Origin of the sequence: Pseudovibrio sp. Alg231-02 (assembly GCF_900143565.1) — a bacterium.
In the GTDB taxonomy this organism is placed as follows: Bacteria; Pseudomonadota; Alphaproteobacteria; order Rhizobiales; family Stappiaceae; genus Pseudovibrio.
Window position 1 is genome coordinate 1 of record NZ_FREX01000010.1, and the last position, 16,385, is coordinate 16,385.

Here is a 16,385-nt window from a genome sequence, read left to right on the forward strand (position 1 = left end):
CTCTGGGGGCGTTTACCGACTATTCCCGCAGACTTCTCATTCAATCCTCGCTGGATGTGGAAGCAATGGTGCGTGATGATCTGGCGCGGGTGATTGGTTTGGAGATCAGCCGGGCAGCGCTGCATAGTGACGGCTCTGGGGAAACTCCAAAGGGGATCGCTGCCACCACTGGCATTAACTCCACCACCTTTGCGGCAAATGCCCCAACATTTGAAGAAGTGGTTGCAATGGAAACGGCTGTTGCAACGGATGATGCAGACATTGGAGCCTTGGGCTATGTCCTCAATGCTGCGATGCGTGGATCTTTCAAGACCACGGAAAAAGCTGCAGGGACTGCCCAGTTTATCTGGGAACAGGGCAACACGGTGAACGGTTACAACACCGGTATTTCTAATCAGGTGCTGGATCACAATGGCTTCTTTGGCAACTGGGCGGATCTTCTGATTGCGCTTTGGACGGGTGTTGATTTGACCGTTGATCCGTTTACCCAATCCACCAGCGGGACCGTGCGCGTGGTTGCCATGCAGGATGTAGATTTTGCAGTGCGTCACCCGCAGAGCTTCTGTCACTCCTTCAAAGCTTAAGCTTTACGCCAGTTAAGCAGCCGGTTCGCCTGGCTGTTTTTATTTGGACTTCTCATACTCCTTTCATTTCTCAAGAGGGCAGATCATGGCTGCAAAGATGAAGATTGAAATTTTGAAACGCACGGTTTGCGGTGGTGAACCGGTTGCGCCGGGTGATGTGGTGAACGCTTCTGAAAAGGATGCAAAATTCCTGATCAATATGAAAAAAGCAGAAACAACCACAAGGCGGGTTGGCAAGGCTAAGGCGGGAGAAAAGCCAAAAGAAGAAGACAATCCAGCCGGGGATTAAACCCCGGCTCATATGAGCAGCAAACGGGGGGCTTTGTTGTAGCGTATCCTTATCCGAAAACCGGTTTCCACTTTTCGGGGATACGCTCTGCCTCCCGTTTTTCGTTGGCCTTGGAGGCGAGGATTTACCAGTGAAAAAAGAACTACAGAGCACCACCAGCTTGAAACAGCCAAAGCCGCTCACAACCAAAGAGCTTATGCGCGTGCTGGGCAACAACCGGGCAAATCGGGCGGTTGGTGTGCAGGGCGGGCAAACAATGGTGAAGCGGCAATGATTGATTTTGACGATGATCTGAATGAGATGCTGCGCACTGATGAGTTTGCAACAACGGCAACCTACGCGCTGCAGAACGGGGACACCGGGCAGCTCACCGGGATCTTTACCAATGAGGGGGAGGAAACCTCCTTTGGTGAGGTTGGCATGCTCACTTCCAAACCAGTGTTTGCGGTGAAAACCTCTGACATTCCGGCTGAGTTTGGCGAGGGTGCAGAGCTGCTGATTGACGGGCAGCGCTTCACGGCGGCAAGCGCTCCCATGAGTGACGGGGCAGGCTTAAGCCAGATCCTGCTAGAGCGCGAATAGGGGCGGTCATGGCTCACATTAGAACGCAGGTGCGCGATGCTGTAGAGGTGGCTTTAAAAGGGCTTCCTTCTACAGAAGATCGCTGCTTTGTCACGCGCACCTTTCCGCTGGATCACAAGCGGCTGCCTGCGCTGCTTGTCTATGTGCTGGATGAACAAAGCCAGCCTGCGGAAATGGGTGCAGACCGCGACATTGAACGGCAAATGAGCGTCACTGTTGAAGCCACGGCCGATGGCAAGGGCTTTGATGATGAGCTGGACCARATTGCGGTGGAAGTTGAAACCGCACTCGCGGGCAGCGGCTTCTTAGGTGGCYTRGTGAAAGAGCTATACCTGCAGTCAACCAATCTGGATATAGCAACGCGCCGGGACCGGGGCGAGAAGCGCCAAGGGATTTTGACATTGCGGTATATGGCGCTAGCCATTGCCCCGGAGAATGACCCGGAAACCGCGCACTAAAGTTGCTTGCGTATCTTCATCTGAAAACCGGTACCCACTTTTCGGCGATACACGGTAGCCGCGCTTAAGCGTGCGGCTGAAGAACTAACTTTCCAACAATTCAGGAGAACAGAGCATGCCTTTAATTCACGGCAATAAGGGCAGTGTGACTGCTGGCGGTGAGGATGTCGCCAAGGTTCAAAGCTTCAACCTTTCGGTAGAAGCGCCAATCTCAGATGCAACGGCGATGGGTGAAGAGTGGGAAACCCACTTGGAAGGCGCACCAAAACGCTGGTCTGGTTCTATCAGCGCCAAGCGGGTGAAAGGCGACACGGGGCAAGCTGAGCTGAGCGCCGGGGCTTCTGTGGTGCTGCACCTTTATTACAGCGGCAATGAGAGCGGTGAAACCTACGCTTCCGGCACTGCAACAGTTACCAGCGTGCAGCATGCGCAAACTCGTTCTGAAACCATTGATATGACCTTTGAGTTTACCGGCAACGGCCCGCTGACAGAAGAGGCGGTGGCTTAAAACAATGCGGTACTTGCCGTATCCTAAGTGATTATGCGATGCGGTAAGTACTTGGATGTGAGCCATTGTTAGAGTAGGTAGGGCGTTTGTGATGTGCGTTTAGATGGCTCCTAAGAAGTATCAGGCGCGTTTTGTTTTGGTGTAGCATGAACGTGGTTTCTCGGCTTTTTAGTTCCTCGACCTGGAAGGTCGTTGTTGTTTTGGCAATTTGTTTGCCGATCTTGTTCTTTCTGGTAGTTCGGCTTTTTTCTGAAGATACTGCAACGAAATACACCATTGATAGTGTGAGAAAGGTGGAGCAGTTCTATTCGCTTCAGGCGAAAGTTAAGGCTGACCTAAACACCTATCGGCGGATTACTGGCAAAAACTTTGTAGATGTCACGCTTGATGCTTGCGTTGTGCAGATCAGTAATCATTTCAACAATGGCTGCCGCAATATCCATCAAAACCGTGGTGAGCAGACTACGATAAATCTGAGAGAAGTGGGCAACATCACGTTGCACAACTATAAGCTTGAGTTCAATTACAATGAGCGCACCAGAAAACTGCGAGATCAAACGGGGGATCTCATAGAGAAACTCTACAAGCATTATCGAACCAAACAGATTGAGAAAATAAACCGTGAGCGGCTCCATACAAAGCGGGATGACAATGAATTCATTGATCGGCTCTATGATGAGGTGGAAGAGTTTGTTGAGCAAAAAGACCTTCGGAGTTTTTCGTTCCTCCACCACTGTCAAGGTCGAAGCTCGCTGATACCTGATCCTAGTTACTATGATTATTATCTCCTCAGGTATGATGCACCAAAGAGTGTTTGGAATAAGCTACTACAATATCACGAGTTCTGTCTCAGGAACTCTGAGGCAGATATAGCGCGATATGCGCAATAGATCAGATAACATAAACCGCATTAAGGGCTGTTGGATGAAAGATCCAGCGGCCCTTTTCTTGACATGATGAAAGGATCAAAATGCGTGCGATTGAGCGTGTGAAGAGCCATTACAAACGGGCAAAAAATCAGATTATTGACGTGCCTGAATGGGGGGCAAGAGATCATCCTTTTAAGATCTACTATGACCCGATGACCCCAAACCAGCGCAAGCGCGTGAATGACGAAAATGAGGGACTGGACCCGGAAGCCTTTGTGGATGTGCTTGTGATGAAAGCACAGGATGAAAACGGCGAAAAGCTCTTTAATGCCGATGACAAACACAAGCTTTTAACGGAAGCAGATGGCGCGATCATTGGCCGGATTGCCGTGCAGATGCTTGGCCCATGCGATGCCAGGGAAATTGAAAAAAACTAAGAGGCGATCCGTGGCGCATGTTCTTATTTAAGCTTGCGGATCGCTTGCACATGCGGGTTGCGGATCTTGAAGACTGGCCGGAATCCGAACTTTTAGAATGGTCTATCTACCTAAAATTTGCCGGGGAGCCAAACCCATGACCGTGCCGGATCTTGTCTACAACGTTCGGGCCAATGATAAATCCCGTGCAACCTTTGAACGGAACCGGCGCGAGTTACAAAAGACGCGCCGGGAAACCAAGTTGCTCAACATGGATATGGGATCACTTGGTAAATCTATGGGGGCAATTCGGTTTCTCCCGGCAGCAGCTGCGGCAGCTACGGTTGCCAAGTTGACAGCTGCAATAAAAAGCGCTGTTTCAGAAGGCTCCAAGCTTGCCAAGGTTGCCGATAAGGTGGGCGTAACGACCGATGAACTGCAGCGCATGCGTTATGGGTTTGAGCTGACTGGTGTTGCGGCTGGCACCACAGATACAGCGTTGCAACGTTTTTCCCGGCGTGTTGGTGAGGCTGCCAACGGGTCCGGTGTTCTTTATGAGATCCTGAAAGCAAATGGCGTCCAACTTCGCGATTCCAGCGGCAAGATGAAAACCCAAGGTCAGATATTGGGCGAATATGCAGACCTGATTAAAAACGCCAGCTCGGAACAAGAGCGGCTTTTGCTGAGCTTTAAGGCGTTTGACCGGGAAGGGGCCGGGTTGGTTCTGGCACTCAAAAACGGTTCCAAGGGCCTTGATGAGTTGATGGGCAAGGCGGATGAAGCGGGCGGGGTTCTGGATGAAAAGCTCTTGCGTAAGGCTGAAAAGATTGATGATGAATTTGCAAAGATGTGGCGCACCTTTGAAATTGGTGCAAAGCGGGCAACTCTGGCGGCTGCCAATGCAATGGACGTTGCATTTAATACACCTGTTGCCGAGCCAACCCTCAAGGATTTGCAGGTAGAGTTCTCGCGCAAGTTGCCGGGGCTTAACCGTGAGTTGTCGCTTGCACAAACGCTTGGTGATGAAGCCCGTATTGCTGAAATTCAAGAGCAAATTGATGCGGTAAACACCCGCCTTGCAGGTATTCAAAGCGAACGTCAGTTACGCCACACTGGTTTTACAGGAGGACCAACCCGGCGTGGTGGTCGTCGTGGGCGGAAAACTGAGAAACCAACAATCATTCCCGACAAGAAAACGGATAGCAGCGGGGGCCGTGGGTCTTCCAAGACAAAGGTGGACCCTTATGCTCGTGTTTTAGAGCAGCTTAAGTTTGAGCGTGATCTGCTGAGCATGAATGCACAGGAACAAAAGCGGGCCAATACTTTGCGCCTTGCCGGTGTGGAGGCTACCAGCAAGCAAGGGCAGGAGCTGATTAAAGTTACAGATGAGATCTATGCACAAACCCAAGCGCAGAAGCAGCACAATGAAGTTGTGAGTTTGCTTGGCGGGATGGCACAGGATTCCATGTCGCAATTTATTGACGCTCTGGGGATTGCTGACACGGCAGCCGGGCGGCTGGTGGCAACGCTGGCAGAGGCGGCCGCACAAGCTGCCTTTATGGGACAAGGGCCGCTTGCCGGGATGTTTGGAACCTCGCAGCAATCGAACCTATCAACGGCGCTCATGAGTACGTTTCAAGGCTTCTTCGCAGGTGGTGGTGTGCTTGGTGCCGGGCAGTGGGGCATTGCAGGAGAAAACGGCCCTGAGCCGGTTCTGGGGCCTGCCAAGATCATTTCCAACAAGGACGCCTTTGGAGGTTCTGAGCGCGGTGTGGTGGTCAACCAGTACATCCAAACGCCTGATGTTGAGAGCTTTCGCCAGTCACAAGGGCAAGTATCTGGAATGCTGGTTGATGCTTTGAGCCGTGGGCGGCGCAACCGCTAGAAGAAGAGCAGGAGGTGAGTTTARTCGGTTCCATTAATGAGATATGCATATGAATAGAAATGCAATCTAGAGTAGGTYATAAAAATGGGAACGAGACTAACATCCTGGGTAGAACGCAGATCCGGAGGARAGTATGAGCAGATTGATAGACCAGACCTGTTTCTATCCTTTGAGCCATTTGCTCCCCCAAATTATGGGGTCTATGCATTTTTAGCAGGTGTTCGAAATTATGCAGGAATTACACCGTTGTCCGCGCCTCGCGGATTGCCTGATGATGTTCGGGAAAGTGTCTCGAAGAGATACTACAGCTATCCTGACGTGCTGCATTCTGCGTCCTGGTTTCTTGTCTCAGAGTTGGCAGAAGTCGACTATTGCGAAGTTATCGAAGACAGGCGCGAACGCCGTGTTGGMTCAGATCGAGCCGATTTTTACCAAACAAACAATACAGTTGCACTTGGTAAAGGTGAACAGATGACACTTCGAGAATTTCTCGGGGCTGAGTTCTTTCTGGACTTGGATGCTTTGACTGCCTGTAATGCAGATCGCATCGTGTTTTGGTTTGAACTCTAAGCTTGCTGTGAAGTTCGATCTGTGTTYGTCGCAGAGAGGCTGACATGCTGGAAGAATTTCATGACAYACGGTTTCCGCCAGATATCTCGTTAGGGGCACGCGGTGGGCCGGAACGTAAAACGCAAGTTGTGGTGCGTGCCAACGGCCGGGARACGCGCAAYCAGCAATGGGCAGATAGCCGGAGGCGATACAACGCGGCTAAGGGTGTTCGCTCTGTCAATGATCTGCATAAGGTGGTGGAGTTCTTTGAAGAGCGGCGCGGGCGTATGTTTGCGTTTCGCTGGAAGGATTGGGCAGATTTTAAGAGCTGCCCGCCCGGTGATGCAATTAGCGCCACTGATCAGGTGTTAGGTGTTGGTGATGGGGTGCAAAAGGAATTCCAGCTTGTGAAGACCTACGGCGCAACCTTCCAGCCATATACACGCAAGATCCTTTTGCCTGCAGATACTGCGCCGGTTGTGGTGGCAGTGGGCGGTGCCCCGGCCGTGGGGTTTGTGCTTGATGAGACTTCCGGCCTGATCACATTTGCTTCTGCCCCGCCTGCAGGTGAGGACGTTACAGCGGGCTTTGAGTTTGATGTTCCGGCCCGCTTTGATGCTGACATGCTGGAACTGACACTAAACGCCCATGTACAGGGCAGCGTGACCAATATTCCGATTGTTGAGGTGCTGTTATGAGACAGCTTAATCCAGCCCTTGCAGAGCATCTGCAGGGCAACTGCACCACCTTGTGTTGGTGCTGGCGGGTCACGCGGCGCGATGGCGTGAAGCAGGGTTTTACAGACCATGACCGGCAATTGATTTTCTTAGGCGTGGTGTTTGAGGCGGCTGCTGGTTTTACCGGAACCGATGTAGAAGCAAGCCTTGGCCTTGCCGTTAACAACATGGATGTTGAAGGCGCGTTTTCCTCGGACAAGATCACGGAAGCTGACATTGCGGCCGGGCTTTATGATGATGCTGAAATCGTACTTTACCGGGTGAACTGGCAGGATACGTCACAGCGGGAAGTTATGCAGCGTGGCAACATTGGCGAGGTGAGCAGAGGCGAGCTTGCTTTTAACGCAGAGATGCGCAGCCTTGCCCACCGGCTGGGCCAAAGCACCGGCCGCACTTATCAGTATGGCTGCGATGCTGAGTTGGGGGATAGCCGCTGTGGTGTGGATCTGCAGGCACCGGAGAACAATGGGACGGGCAGTGTAACAGAGGTAAAAGACCGGGTGTTTACGTGTGCTGGCTTAGGTGGTTTTCCGGCTGACCGGTTTTCATGGGGGCAGCTTCACTGGACCACCGGGGCAAACAAAGGTGCCCGCGTCAAAATCAAGGTGCACAAGCTGACAGAGGAAGGGGCTGCAGAGCTAACCCTTTGGCAAGCGCCTGTGCAGCCCGTTGCTACAGGGGATTCCTTTGACGTGTTTGCCGGGTGCGCTCACACCTTTGCGGCCTGCAAAAAGAAGTTTGCAAATGCGGTGAACTATCGCGGCTTTCCGCACATGCCCGGCCCTGATTTTATTTTGTCCTACGCTGAACAGGATGAGCAGAAAAATGACGGTTCCTCCTATGTCAAATAAGGTTGTTGCGCTTGCCCGTGGTTGGCTTGGGACGCCTTACCACCACCAAGCCAGTGTCAAAGGGGCTGGTTGTGACTGTCTGGGACTGGTGCGCGGGATCTGGCGGGAGCTTTACGGATCTGAGCCGCAAACGGTTCCGGCTTATTCTCCTGATTGGGGAGAAGTTGGAACACGTGAAACGCTTTTGGAAGCCGGAGAAAAGTACTTCCAGCGGGCAGCGCTGGACCCGCCCGGCCTTGGGGCTGTGGTGGTGTTCCGGGTGCGATCCGGGGCGATTGCAAAACATGCGGGCCTGATCAGCAGGCCGGGTGTGATGATCCACGCACAAGAGGGCGCGGGAGTTGTTGAGGTGCCCTATTCAGGGTGGTGGCAGCGCCGGGCGGTGGCTGCGTTTGAGTTTCCTTGAAAGAACCCCTGCAACTATCTGCTCATGCGGCGGCGGATGAACGCAACGAGAGCCGCGATAGCACAGATGAATGAGCTTATGAGACAATACAAAATTGCATAGATGATCATTGAGAACATCTGGACGCCTATAGGGAGATGCGTTGCTGCATCAAATCCCAGGATGTTGCAAGAAGGGGCATGCGCGGATGAGTAGACTGGTGGGCAATAGACAGTCGCAAATCCTAAAAACAAGATCTCAACTGAAATAAGTACTGCGGGCCAATAGGCCATAACGAGTACAATTGACAGGTCTAGCCTCTTTTTCTTTCTAAAGTACCAGAGAGCACCACTGAAGAGCGCAAGGGTACCGATTGCGATGCTCAGTAACTCCAAGTTTATCTCCACTCTGGCTTTCGATTTTAATTAATAATTGACACAACCTACAGGGCAAAACAATGGCAACGCTTGTTTTAACAGCGGCGGCAACTGCGATTGCAGGGGCTACAGGTGCAGGGCAGGTTGCGGCCTTTGCTCTTTCTGCAGCGGCAAGCATTGCCGGGAGCTACTTAGACAACATGTTGGTTTCTGCCTTTACACCGGGCAGCAAGAGCCATGTGGAAGGGCAGCGGCTGGATAACCTGCAGGTGATGGGGTCCAGTGAAGGGGCGGTGGTTCCCCTTGTGGCCGGGCGTGCGCGTGTTTCCGGGCAGGTGATCTGGGCAACAAATCTGCATGAGGTTGTGACCACCACAACGGAAAAACATGGCGGYAAGGCGGGCGGTGGTTCGTCTTCTACGGTGACGCAAACAACYTACAGCTACTAYGCCAACTTTGCGGTTGGGATCTGYGAGGGGCCAATCTCTGACATTTTGCGCGTGTGGGCGGATAGCAAGGAAATMGACACAACCAAAATCACCATGCGCATTTACAAGGGTGATGAGGAACAGGAAGCAGATCCGCTTATTGCTGCCAAACAGGGCAGCCCGGATGTGCCAGCCTATCGCGGCCTTGCCTATGTGGTGTTTGAAGAACTGCCCCTTGCAGACTTTGGAAACCGCCTGCCACAACTGACTTTTGAAGTGGTGCGCTCAGTTGGCTATGAGGAAGAAAAGCTGACGGCTATCTCTCTTATTCCCGGCTCTACTGAGTTCGGCTATTCCAAAACACCTGTGAAGGATGGCAAGGACGGCCCCACCACGGCCTATAACAACCGGCACACACTTTCCGCAGCAACCGATTGGGAGCACTCCATAGACTTGCTGCAGAGCACCTGCCCGGAGTGCAAAACAGTCTCTCTGGTGGTGGCATGGTTTGGTGATGATCTGCGGGCGGGAGAGTGCACGATTGCACCGCGAGTGGAAGCGCGTAAAACCACCAGTCCAATTGAATGGCGCGTTGCCGGACTAAGCCGGGATGAAGCGCGGCTTGTCTCTTATGTGGACGGAAAGCCCGCTTATGGTGGCTCGCCTTCTGACAGTGTTGTGATTGAAGCAATCAAGGACCTGAAAGAGCGCGGCTTTAAGGTGATGCTTTATCCGTTTGTCATGATGGATATTCCAGAAGGCAACGGCCTGCCAGATCCTTACGGAGAGGCTGAGCAAAAGGCTTATCCGTGGCGCGGCCGGATCACTTGTCACCCGGCAGCGGGGCAGCCTGATAGTGCTCATGGAACGGTTGAAGGGCTGCTGCAGATCTTCTTTTTTATTGCAGGGGCACGGTACGATCATTTCTCCTGGGATGGAACTGAAGTCTCTTACACGGGGCCATATCCTTGGACCCTAAGTCATTTCGTGATGCATGTTGCAGTGTTGGCAAAGATTGCCGGTGGTGTTGATGCTATCGCAATTGGCTCGGAAATGGTGGGGTGTTCAAGTGTTTATTATGAACCTGAGGGGTTCGTGTTTGCTACTTCTATGAATTTTGTTGCGGGTGAAGTTCGCAGTTTGCTGGGGCCGGATGTCAAAATAGGCTATGCCGCCGACTGGTCCGAGTTTCACAGTTATCGGCCGGGTGATGGCAGCGGTGATGTGTTCTTTCATTTGGACAAGCTTTGGGCCAATGAAAACATAGATTTTATCGGCATTGATAACTATCTGCCGCTGACTGATTGGCGTGATCATGAAAACCATGAGGACCACGGGCAAGATGCGCAATCGATCCATGATCTGGACTATCTGAAAGCTGGCATCGAGGGCCGGGAGTATTTTGACTTCTACTATGCCTCTGATGAGGATCGGACCAACCAGAACCGCACCTTGATTGCAGATCAGGAACATGGTGAGCACTGGGTGTTTCGTCAAAAGGATCTGCGGGGCTGGTGGGAAAACCCGCACCACAACCGGCCGGGCGGGGTGCGTTCAAATACCTCAACTAACTGGGTGCCAAAATCAAAGCCCATCTGGTTTACAGAGTTTGGCTGCCCCGCGATCGACAAAGGCACCAATCAGCCAAACGTGTTTTATGATCCCAAATCCTCAGAAAGTCAGGTGCCTTACTTTTCCTCCGGGGTGCGTGATGACCTGATACAGCGGCGTTACCTACGCGCCATGCTGGAATACTGGGCTGTAGAGGCTGGCAACAATCCAGTTAGCCCGGTCTATGGCGGGCCAATGGTGGACCCTGTGAACATGTTTGCATGGGCTTGGGATGTGCGGCCGTTTCCATCGTTTCCGGTGGAATCCGATACCTGGGCGGATTGGGGCAACTTCACCACCGGGCATTGGCTTTCCGGCCGTGTGGGCGGTGTCTCAGTTGATGGCATTGCCCGGCTCTTAATGGAGCGGGCGGGCTTGCGTGAAGGCATAGACTTTGAAACTGCCGGGGCGGATGGGGTTGCCGATGGCTTCCTTATCTCTTCCATCACCAGTGCCCGCAGCGTGTTGGAAACCCTTGGGGCTGCTTTCTTCTTTGATGCGGTGGAATCTGGTGGCCGGGTGGCGTTTCGCCCGCGTCGTTCCCGCTTTCCCTTAGCTGAGATTGAAGCAGAGCAACTGGTTGATCAGGGCAAGGACAAAGAGCGGGTTTCCATAACGCGAGCGCAAGAAACCGAGTTGCCTGCAGTGGTGCGGGTAACGGCCTATGACAGCTCAAAGGACTTTAACACGGCGACTGCAGAGGCTCTGGTCGGGGCTGTTTCAACGGAAAGGGTTGTGACTTCTGATCTGCCCGTTGTGACCAACTATGAGCGCCTGCAAGGCATGGCTGAAAGTTTGTTGCAGGAGGCGTGGGCCTCGCGGGAGCGCTTAAGCTATGTGCTGCCTCCAACGGATCTGCATATTGAGCCGGGCGATTATCTTAAACTTACCGTTTCCGGCCGTGTGTTCGCGGTGCGGGTGCTTTCCGTCAAGGATGGAGACGCCCGCATGATTGAAGCGGTGACTTATGATGCACCGGTGTATGAAGCCACCAAGGGAGCAACACGGGCCTTTGTCTCAAAAGGGCAGGTGCTGCAGGCGGCTGCCTTAGGGGTGTTTATTGATGGGCCGCTTTTGCGTGATCAGGACACTCCATGGCAAGGCTATCTGACCGGCTATCAGTTGCCGTTCTCAAAGGGCATGGCGTTCTTATCCAGTCCGGTGACAAGTGGCTATGAGCTGCGGGCCGCCCTTAATCAGCAAGGCACATTGGGAGAGCTGCAGGCACCCTTACCTGCAGGGCCGCTGCACCGCTGGGACAGAGGCAACCGAGTCAAGGTCAAGCTCTACAACGGGGCGCTGGCTTCTCTTGAAGAGGATCTGGTGTTCTCTGGTGGCAATGCCATGCTGATTGAAGGGGTAGGCGGTGAATGGGAGCTGTTGCAGTTTGCCAATGCTGAGCTGATTGCTGAGCGCACCTATACCTTAAGCAAGCTGCTGCGCGGGCAGCGGGGCAGTGAGCCGGGCATGGGTGCACCTGCAGGCGCGCGTGTGGTGGTGCTGGATGGCGGCATGACACAAAACGGGCTTTCTCGTTCTGAGCTGGGTTTGCCGCTTAACTGGCAAGCAGGTCGGGCCGGGACTGGTGTGGGATCTGAGGATTACACCAGTTACCAGAAGACTTTCACCGGCCGGGGAGAGCGGCCGCTGTCGCCTGTGCATCTGCGTGCCCGTGTGCAAGCTGATGGCAGTATTGCAATAAGCTGGATAAGGCGCACGCGAACGGGCGGGGATAGCTGGGAGGTTGCAGAGGTGCCTCTTGGGGAGACTGTAGAAAGCTACACTGTTGAGATCCGTGAAGGGGGCGTTTTAAAGCGCTCCCTTTCTGCTTCCAAAGGGTCTGTTTCCTACACGGCCGCCATGCAGGCGGAAGACTTTGGCGGGCCTGCATCCAGCTTTGACGTGTGGGCCTATCAACTATCTGAGGTCTACGGGCGCGGTGTTCCTGCTGTTGCTCATTATGAAGCGTAAAGGGGGAAGTATGAGCACAACGGCACACTTGAACTTGCCGATGATTGCGGCTGCGCAATCGCAAAAGCATGTGACCCATAATGAGGCGTTAGCCTTGCTTGATGTGGTGGTGCAGCTCTCAGTCATCTCAAACAGCGTCACCAATCCGCCTGCAGATCCTGATGAGGGAGCGCGTTACATCGTACCTGCAGGAGCGACTGGTGCTTTTGCCGGGCATGAAAACCAGATCGCGGCCTTTAGCGCCGGGGCTTGGGAGTTCCTTGAACCGGGCACCGGGTGGGCTGCATGGGTTGAGAGTGAAAGCGCTATGCAGATCTTTTCTAGTGGGGCATGGGGCAGCTTTTCTTCTGTGGCTGGTCTGGGCACAGATCCGGGAACAGGCGGCCTTGCCTTCCAGCAAGAGAAAACCGTTTTAAGTGAAACGGATAACAAAGCACAAAGCCAGTTTGTAACCATTGATGAAGAGCTGATCCTTGCAGGTAGCAGCGTTGATAGTTCGGTTTTAATCCCAAATCGGGCAATCGTGTTCTGCGTATCCACCCGCACGGTGGAGGTTGTGACAGGGGCAGCCTCTTATGACTGCGGGCTTGTCGGTGAGCAATCCAAGTTCGGCGGATCGCTGGGGGCGGCCGTTGGCTCAAACAATGCCGGAGTGATTGGACCTCAGGCGTTTTATGGAGATACGGCCGTGAAGCTGACGGCCAATGGCGGCGACTTCACCGGGGGCAAGGTGCGCATTGCACTGCATTACTTCCTGCCGGTTACTCCGCAGAGTTAAGAAGGCGATAGGGGTCTCCACCGGGTTGGGATAAAACAAAACGCTTCTCGCTTGGATCGTAATTCCATTTGAAGTTTAAAGCTCCTGTGATGTCTTCAGGATGTACTTCTTGTGAGAGACGTTCCTTCAGTTGTTCTTTTGTGAGTTTATCAGCGAATCCCAAAGCAATTTGCTCATTCAATTGATCTGTCATTGAGAGCAGTTGTTCGTCAATTTGAGAGAGCGCATTCTCGACCCTTTCGTGAACGTTTGAAAGGTTTTCAGCACTGTAAACTTCCATCATGAGTGGTTGTAGGTCTTTTCTTGTCTGGGCTCTGTAGTGTTGCATGAAATTTAGTTTCTCGACGTATTGCTTGGCGAGATCGAGTTTCCCTGTTTCTGCGTACACTGATGAACACCAGAATACGCACAGGTTCAGCGTAATAAAAAGAAACTTCATGTACTCGGCGTCCTTACAAACTTCTCAAAAATTTGACTTGGAAAATAGGGCTAATCGTTGAGAGGCTCAAATGAATAAACTTCATTCGTTTTCTAAGTAACTCAACCGTTTCACCGGCCGCATTTGCGGCTTTTTTTGTACCTGCACGGGGGGCTCTGGCTCCCGTTTTTTATTAGGGGCAGAGCATGAAAGATACGTTCCGACTGATTATTGTAGACCTGCTTGGAACTGAGGGCGGGTTTGCAAACCGGTCTCGCAAAGCAGATCCGGGCGGACCAACTAATCTTGGCATCACTCAAAGAACTTTGTCGGCTTGGCGCGGACGTGCCGTGAGCGTGGAAGAGGTGACGCGCCTGAGCCATGAGGAGGCAATCGAAATCTACCGGGCGCAATACTGGGATGCTGTGAAAGGCGATAAGCTGCCGCGTGGGCTGGACTATACCGTTTTTGATTGTGCGGTAAACTCCGGCCCGGCGCGGGCCGTCAAGATCCTGCAGAAGATCCTCAAAGTCAAAGTAGATGGCGTGTTGGGCCTGATAACGTTGGGTGCAGTGAAGGCGCATTCTGCCACAACCTTAATCAACCTGTTCTCAGTAGCTCGCCTGAAATTCATGAAGCGGCTGAGAAACTGGCCCTATAACAAGACCGGCTGGACGCGGCGCGTGCGCCATGTGCAGGAGCGATCCCTAGAGCTGGTGGGCAATGCCATTATTAAACGTGCTCCGGCTCCAAATCTTGAGCCGCATAAAAATGAGGAAGGCTCAAAGGCCGTTGATGAGGAAACCAGCGCACTCAGCGCTTGGCTTAGCCCGGATGGTATCACCAAGGGCGCAATGGCCGCTTCTGGCTTCTCCGGCATTCTTGCAGGTTCCGGGCCGGTGCAGTGGGGCTTTGCAATCGCTCTGGTTCTTAGTGTGGGCGTTGCTGGCTATTTGCTGATCAATAAAGAGCGGGCCGCCTGACATGGGGGCGGTTCTCTCAATCCTGATTAAGACGAAGACAGGGCGGGCGCTAGTGGCCGCCCTTCTTCTTTGTGCACTTGCGGCCGTTGCCTATCACCAGATCCGGCAGGGGGCGTTTATCGAGGCAGAGCAGGACGCTTTGCAAGGGACTGTGAAAGCGGAACAGCAAAGGAAGCAAGATGATGCTTATTTGCAAGGTCTTGAAGATTACCGCTTGTGTCTTGAGTACTTTGGCGATTCCGGGCTGCGAAACATGGAAGAGTGCCAGCAGTTGCGACGGGTTCACAAAGAATAACCTAAGCCCTGCCGGGTTCGTGGCGCTTGTGCAAACGGATCGGGCAGGGGCGGATAGAGTTGCAGCAAATGACAGGAACGGACAAAGGCAGGACTGCTGGAAATGACGGATTTCATCTTAGAGGTTGTCTATCATTTGCCGTACTGGAAAACGGCCGTCATTGTCGCTTTTGCACTTATTGGAGCTTTGCTTCAAGAGGCTGGCTTCTGGCAGCGCGTGCTTACATTCTTCATTGGAATTGCTGCGGCAGTGACCTTCACTCAGCCACTCCTGGACTTCTTTGAGTTGAAGGCTGCCTTTAGCGATGCAACAGCCGGAGTGTTGGCGATGAGTGGGCGCAATATCACCGTGTTTGTGTTGCGACTTTCTCGAGATCCATTCAAATCGGCCGGGATGATTTTAAAAATTTGGAAAGGCTACAGATGAGTATCCAAGATAAAGAACTACAACTGTATCCTGCACAACCTGCCTCTTATTCTCACCAGTAACTCAGGGCATGAAATCGGTTCCTAATGCATATGTGTGAAATTAATTACACGTAATTATTAGGAGAATTTCATGTTTGTAGCTGTTTATAGAACATCAATTCTAAGCTTGGGTGTTGATGAAGAGGAAGCTATCAACCAGGCTCTACATATTTTGAAAGAGCTGCCGAATGAGGAGAGCACTCATATCGCCAACCACTTACAGATAACACCGATTTCAGAGCAGGCTTGCAATCAGATCATATATAAAGAAGGCATTTCTTTAAAAATGGAAAATGGAGTTATTATAACGCTGTAGTAAAAATGCCACCCTGCGGTGGGGGTGGCACTAATTGATGCGTTAAGTTAATTAATTTATTTTCACCAATAGTTTTAATGGTGAGATATGTTTGGATGTTACTTATATTATGCTGCGCTTGTACAATATTACCACATGTGAATCGTGTTAATAAACGATAAGAAGAGTTCAGCATCACTCATCATGCTTGTGTGCAACTTGAATATTCAAGGATTCCATTGTTCAGCGGTGCTCCCCAAGATTGGATTGTCAAATATCCGGAGGGTCGAGCATGAAATTGAAAACGAATGAGAACAACGGACTTGTTGTAATGCCGCGTTGGTATTGGTGTGTTCTCAGCATCCGCAGGTTCTTGTGGTTAATCCCAGCGTCGCTATGCGTCTATTCGGCGTATATTACAGGTTTGCGAATTGTGCCTGCGCTTAGCCGCTCTGATATTTCGCTTGCTGGATGGAGTTTTTTCTTGGCGTTTATAAGCTTGGTGTTTGCGCGCTACTATGTAGGGCGGTGTTTTCCAGCTTTGGAATGCCAATAGAAAAAGATTCGTGGCGCAGTTACAAAAGTGAGTTCTTCTTTCCGACCTTGGCGGCTATGAAAGCGGTGGGTATCGTGGCAATTGAAAGTGATA

At 52.3% G+C, this 16,385-nt stretch carries 20 protein-coding genes; 19 read left to right on the forward strand and 1 reads right to left on the reverse strand.

What is annotated here, in order from left to right:
* The 15 genes from DHN43_RS21700 to DHN43_RS21770 form a co-directional block, all read left to right on the forward strand.
* On the forward strand, positions 1-584 hold a 584-nt coding region (locus tag DHN43_RS21700), incomplete at its 5' end, for a phage major capsid protein (protein ID WP_108820019.1).
* An 85-nt stretch (positions 585-669) separates the two neighbouring features.
* Positions 670-873, forward strand: coding sequence for a hypothetical protein (locus DHN43_RS21705; protein WP_063292406.1), 204 nt, complete (start codon positions 670-672; stop codon positions 871-873).
* A 130-nt stretch (positions 874-1,003) separates the two neighbouring features.
* The gene (locus DHN43_RS27100) at positions 1,004-1,147 is read left to right on the forward strand and encodes a hypothetical protein (RefSeq protein ID WP_159096956.1); all 144 of its coding nucleotides are present in this window, start codon (positions 1,004-1,006) and stop codon (positions 1,145-1,147) included.
* Positions 1,144-1,455, forward strand: a complete 312-nt coding sequence (locus DHN43_RS21710; protein WP_108820020.1) for a head-tail joining protein — start codon at positions 1,144-1,146, stop codon at positions 1,453-1,455. Before DHN43_RS27100 ends, DHN43_RS21710 begins: the two co-directional genes overlap by 4 nt.
* Positions 1,456-1,463: 8 nt before the next feature.
* Entirely contained in the window at positions 1,464-1,913 is a 450-nt protein-coding gene (locus DHN43_RS21715; protein ID WP_108820021.1) for a hypothetical protein, read from the forward strand.
* Positions 1,914-2,028: 115 nt separating this feature from the next.
* Positions 2,029-2,421, forward strand: coding sequence for a hypothetical protein (locus tag DHN43_RS21720; RefSeq protein WP_108820022.1), 393 nt, complete (start codon positions 2,029-2,031; stop codon positions 2,419-2,421).
* Positions 2,422-2,567: 146 nt separating this feature from the next.
* Positions 2,568-3,311, forward strand: coding sequence for a hypothetical protein (locus tag DHN43_RS27105; protein WP_159096957.1), 744 nt, complete (start codon positions 2,568-2,570; stop codon positions 3,309-3,311).
* A gap of 80 nt (positions 3,312-3,391) precedes the next feature.
* Positions 3,392-3,727, forward strand: a complete 336-nt coding sequence (locus DHN43_RS21730) for a hypothetical protein (protein WP_063292410.1) — start codon at positions 3,392-3,394, stop codon at positions 3,725-3,727.
* Between the two features lie 136 nt (positions 3,728-3,863).
* Complete coding sequence (locus DHN43_RS21735) at positions 3,864-5,591, forward strand: hypothetical protein (RefSeq protein WP_108820023.1); 1,728 nt, start codon at positions 3,864-3,866, stop codon at positions 5,589-5,591.
* A gap of 246 nt (positions 5,592-5,837) precedes the next feature.
* Positions 5,838-6,161 (forward strand): hypothetical protein, encoded by a 324-nt coding sequence (locus tag DHN43_RS21740; RefSeq protein ID WP_063292412.1) that lies wholly within the window; start codon positions 5,838-5,840, stop codon positions 6,159-6,161.
* Between the two features lie 44 nt (positions 6,162-6,205).
* A complete protein-coding gene (locus DHN43_RS21745; protein ID WP_108820024.1) occupies positions 6,206-6,838 on the forward strand; it encodes a DUF2460 domain-containing protein in 633 nt (210 codons plus the stop codon).
* A complete protein-coding gene (locus tag DHN43_RS21750; RefSeq protein ID WP_108820025.1) occupies positions 6,835-7,728 on the forward strand; it encodes a DUF2163 domain-containing protein in 894 nt (297 codons plus the stop codon). Before DHN43_RS21745 ends, DHN43_RS21750 begins: the two co-directional genes overlap by 4 nt.
* Positions 7,703-8,134 (forward strand): NlpC/P60 family protein, encoded by a 432-nt coding sequence (locus tag DHN43_RS21755; RefSeq protein WP_108820026.1) that lies wholly within the window; start codon positions 7,703-7,705, stop codon positions 8,132-8,134. Before DHN43_RS21750 ends, DHN43_RS21755 begins: the two co-directional genes overlap by 26 nt.
* A gap of 436 nt (positions 8,135-8,570) precedes the next feature.
* Entirely contained in the window at positions 8,571-12,500 is a 3,930-nt protein-coding gene (locus DHN43_RS21765) for a baseplate multidomain protein megatron (protein WP_108820028.1), read from the forward strand.
* A gap of 10 nt (positions 12,501-12,510) precedes the next feature.
* Complete coding sequence (locus tag DHN43_RS21770; protein WP_108820029.1) at positions 12,511-13,278, forward strand: DUF2793 domain-containing protein; 768 nt, start codon at positions 12,511-12,513, stop codon at positions 13,276-13,278.
* On the opposite strand, the gene DHN43_RS21775 is transcribed toward DHN43_RS21770, so the two are convergent.
* The gene (locus DHN43_RS21775) at positions 13,262-13,717 is read right to left on the reverse strand and encodes a hypothetical protein (RefSeq protein ID WP_108820030.1); all 456 of its coding nucleotides are present in this window, start codon (positions 13,715-13,717) and stop codon (positions 13,262-13,264) included. The genes DHN43_RS21770 and DHN43_RS21775 overlap by 17 nt on opposite strands.
* 185 nt (positions 13,718-13,902) lie before the next feature.
* Here DHN43_RS21775 and DHN43_RS21780 point away from each other — a divergent pair, with 185 nt between their 5' ends.
* The 4 genes from DHN43_RS21780 to DHN43_RS21795 all read left to right on the forward strand — a co-directional run bounded on the left by DHN43_RS21780 (position 13,903) and on the right by DHN43_RS21795 (position 15,757).
* Positions 13,903-14,679, forward strand: a complete 777-nt coding sequence (locus DHN43_RS21780; protein WP_108820031.1) for a glycoside hydrolase family 108 protein — start codon at positions 13,903-13,905, stop codon at positions 14,677-14,679.
* 1 nt (position 14,680) lies between these two features.
* Positions 14,681-14,974 (forward strand): hypothetical protein, encoded by a 294-nt coding sequence (locus tag DHN43_RS21785; protein WP_108820032.1) that lies wholly within the window; start codon positions 14,681-14,683, stop codon positions 14,972-14,974.
* Positions 14,975-15,076: 102 nt separating this feature from the next.
* Complete coding sequence (locus DHN43_RS21790; RefSeq protein WP_108820033.1) at positions 15,077-15,400, forward strand: hypothetical protein; 324 nt, start codon at positions 15,077-15,079, stop codon at positions 15,398-15,400.
* Between the two features lie 132 nt (positions 15,401-15,532).
* Positions 15,533-15,757 carry a hypothetical protein gene (locus DHN43_RS21795; protein WP_108820034.1) on the forward strand — a complete coding sequence of 75 codons (225 nt, stop codon included), beginning with the start codon at positions 15,533-15,535 and terminating at the stop codon, positions 15,755-15,757.
* Positions 15,758-16,385: the final 628 nt, after the last annotated feature.

Bases quoted from the DNA above. Each gene is read 5' to 3' on its own strand.
- DHN43_RS21785 (WP_108820032.1), top strand. From the start codon at position 14,681: ATGGGGGCGGTTCTCTCAATCCTGATTAAGACGAAGACAGGGCGGGCG.
- DHN43_RS21780 (WP_108820031.1), top strand. From the start codon at position 13,903: ATGAAAGATACGTTCCGACTGATTATTGTAGACCTGCTTGGAACTGAG.
- DHN43_RS21770 (WP_108820029.1), top strand. From the start codon at position 12,511: ATGAGCACAACGGCACACTTGAACTTGCCGATGATTGCGGCTGCGCAA.
- DHN43_RS21795 (WP_108820034.1), top strand. From the start codon at position 15,533: ATGTTTGTAGCTGTTTATAGAACATCAATTCTAAGCTTGGGTGTTGAT.
- DHN43_RS21705 (WP_063292406.1), top strand. From the start codon at position 670: ATGGCTGCAAAGATGAAGATTGAAATTTTGAAACGCACGGTTTGCGGT.
- DHN43_RS21790 (WP_108820033.1), top strand. From the start codon at position 15,077: ATGACGGATTTCATCTTAGAGGTTGTCTATCATTTGCCGTACTGGAAA.
- DHN43_RS21755 (WP_108820026.1), top strand. From the start codon at position 7,703: ATGACGGTTCCTCCTATGTCAAATAAGGTTGTTGCGCTTGCCCGTGGT.
- DHN43_RS21735 (WP_108820023.1), top strand. From the start codon at position 3,864: ATGACCGTGCCGGATCTTGTCTACAACGTTCGGGCCAATGATAAATCC.
- DHN43_RS21710 (WP_108820020.1), top strand. From the start codon at position 1,144: ATGATTGATTTTGACGATGATCTGAATGAGATGCTGCGCACTGATGAG.
- DHN43_RS21730 (WP_063292410.1), top strand. From the start codon at position 3,392: ATGCGTGCGATTGAGCGTGTGAAGAGCCATTACAAACGGGCAAAAAAT.
- DHN43_RS27105 (WP_159096957.1), top strand. From the start codon at position 2,568: ATGAACGTGGTTTCTCGGCTTTTTAGTTCCTCGACCTGGAAGGTCGTT.
- DHN43_RS21750 (WP_108820025.1), top strand. From the start codon at position 6,835: ATGAGACAGCTTAATCCAGCCCTTGCAGAGCATCTGCAGGGCAACTGC.
- DHN43_RS21775 (WP_108820030.1), bottom strand. From the start codon at position 13,717: ATGAAGTTTCTTTTTATTACGCTGAACCTGTGCGTATTCTGGTGTTCA.
- DHN43_RS21720 (WP_108820022.1), top strand. From the start codon at position 2,029: ATGCCTTTAATTCACGGCAATAAGGGCAGTGTGACTGCTGGCGGTGAG.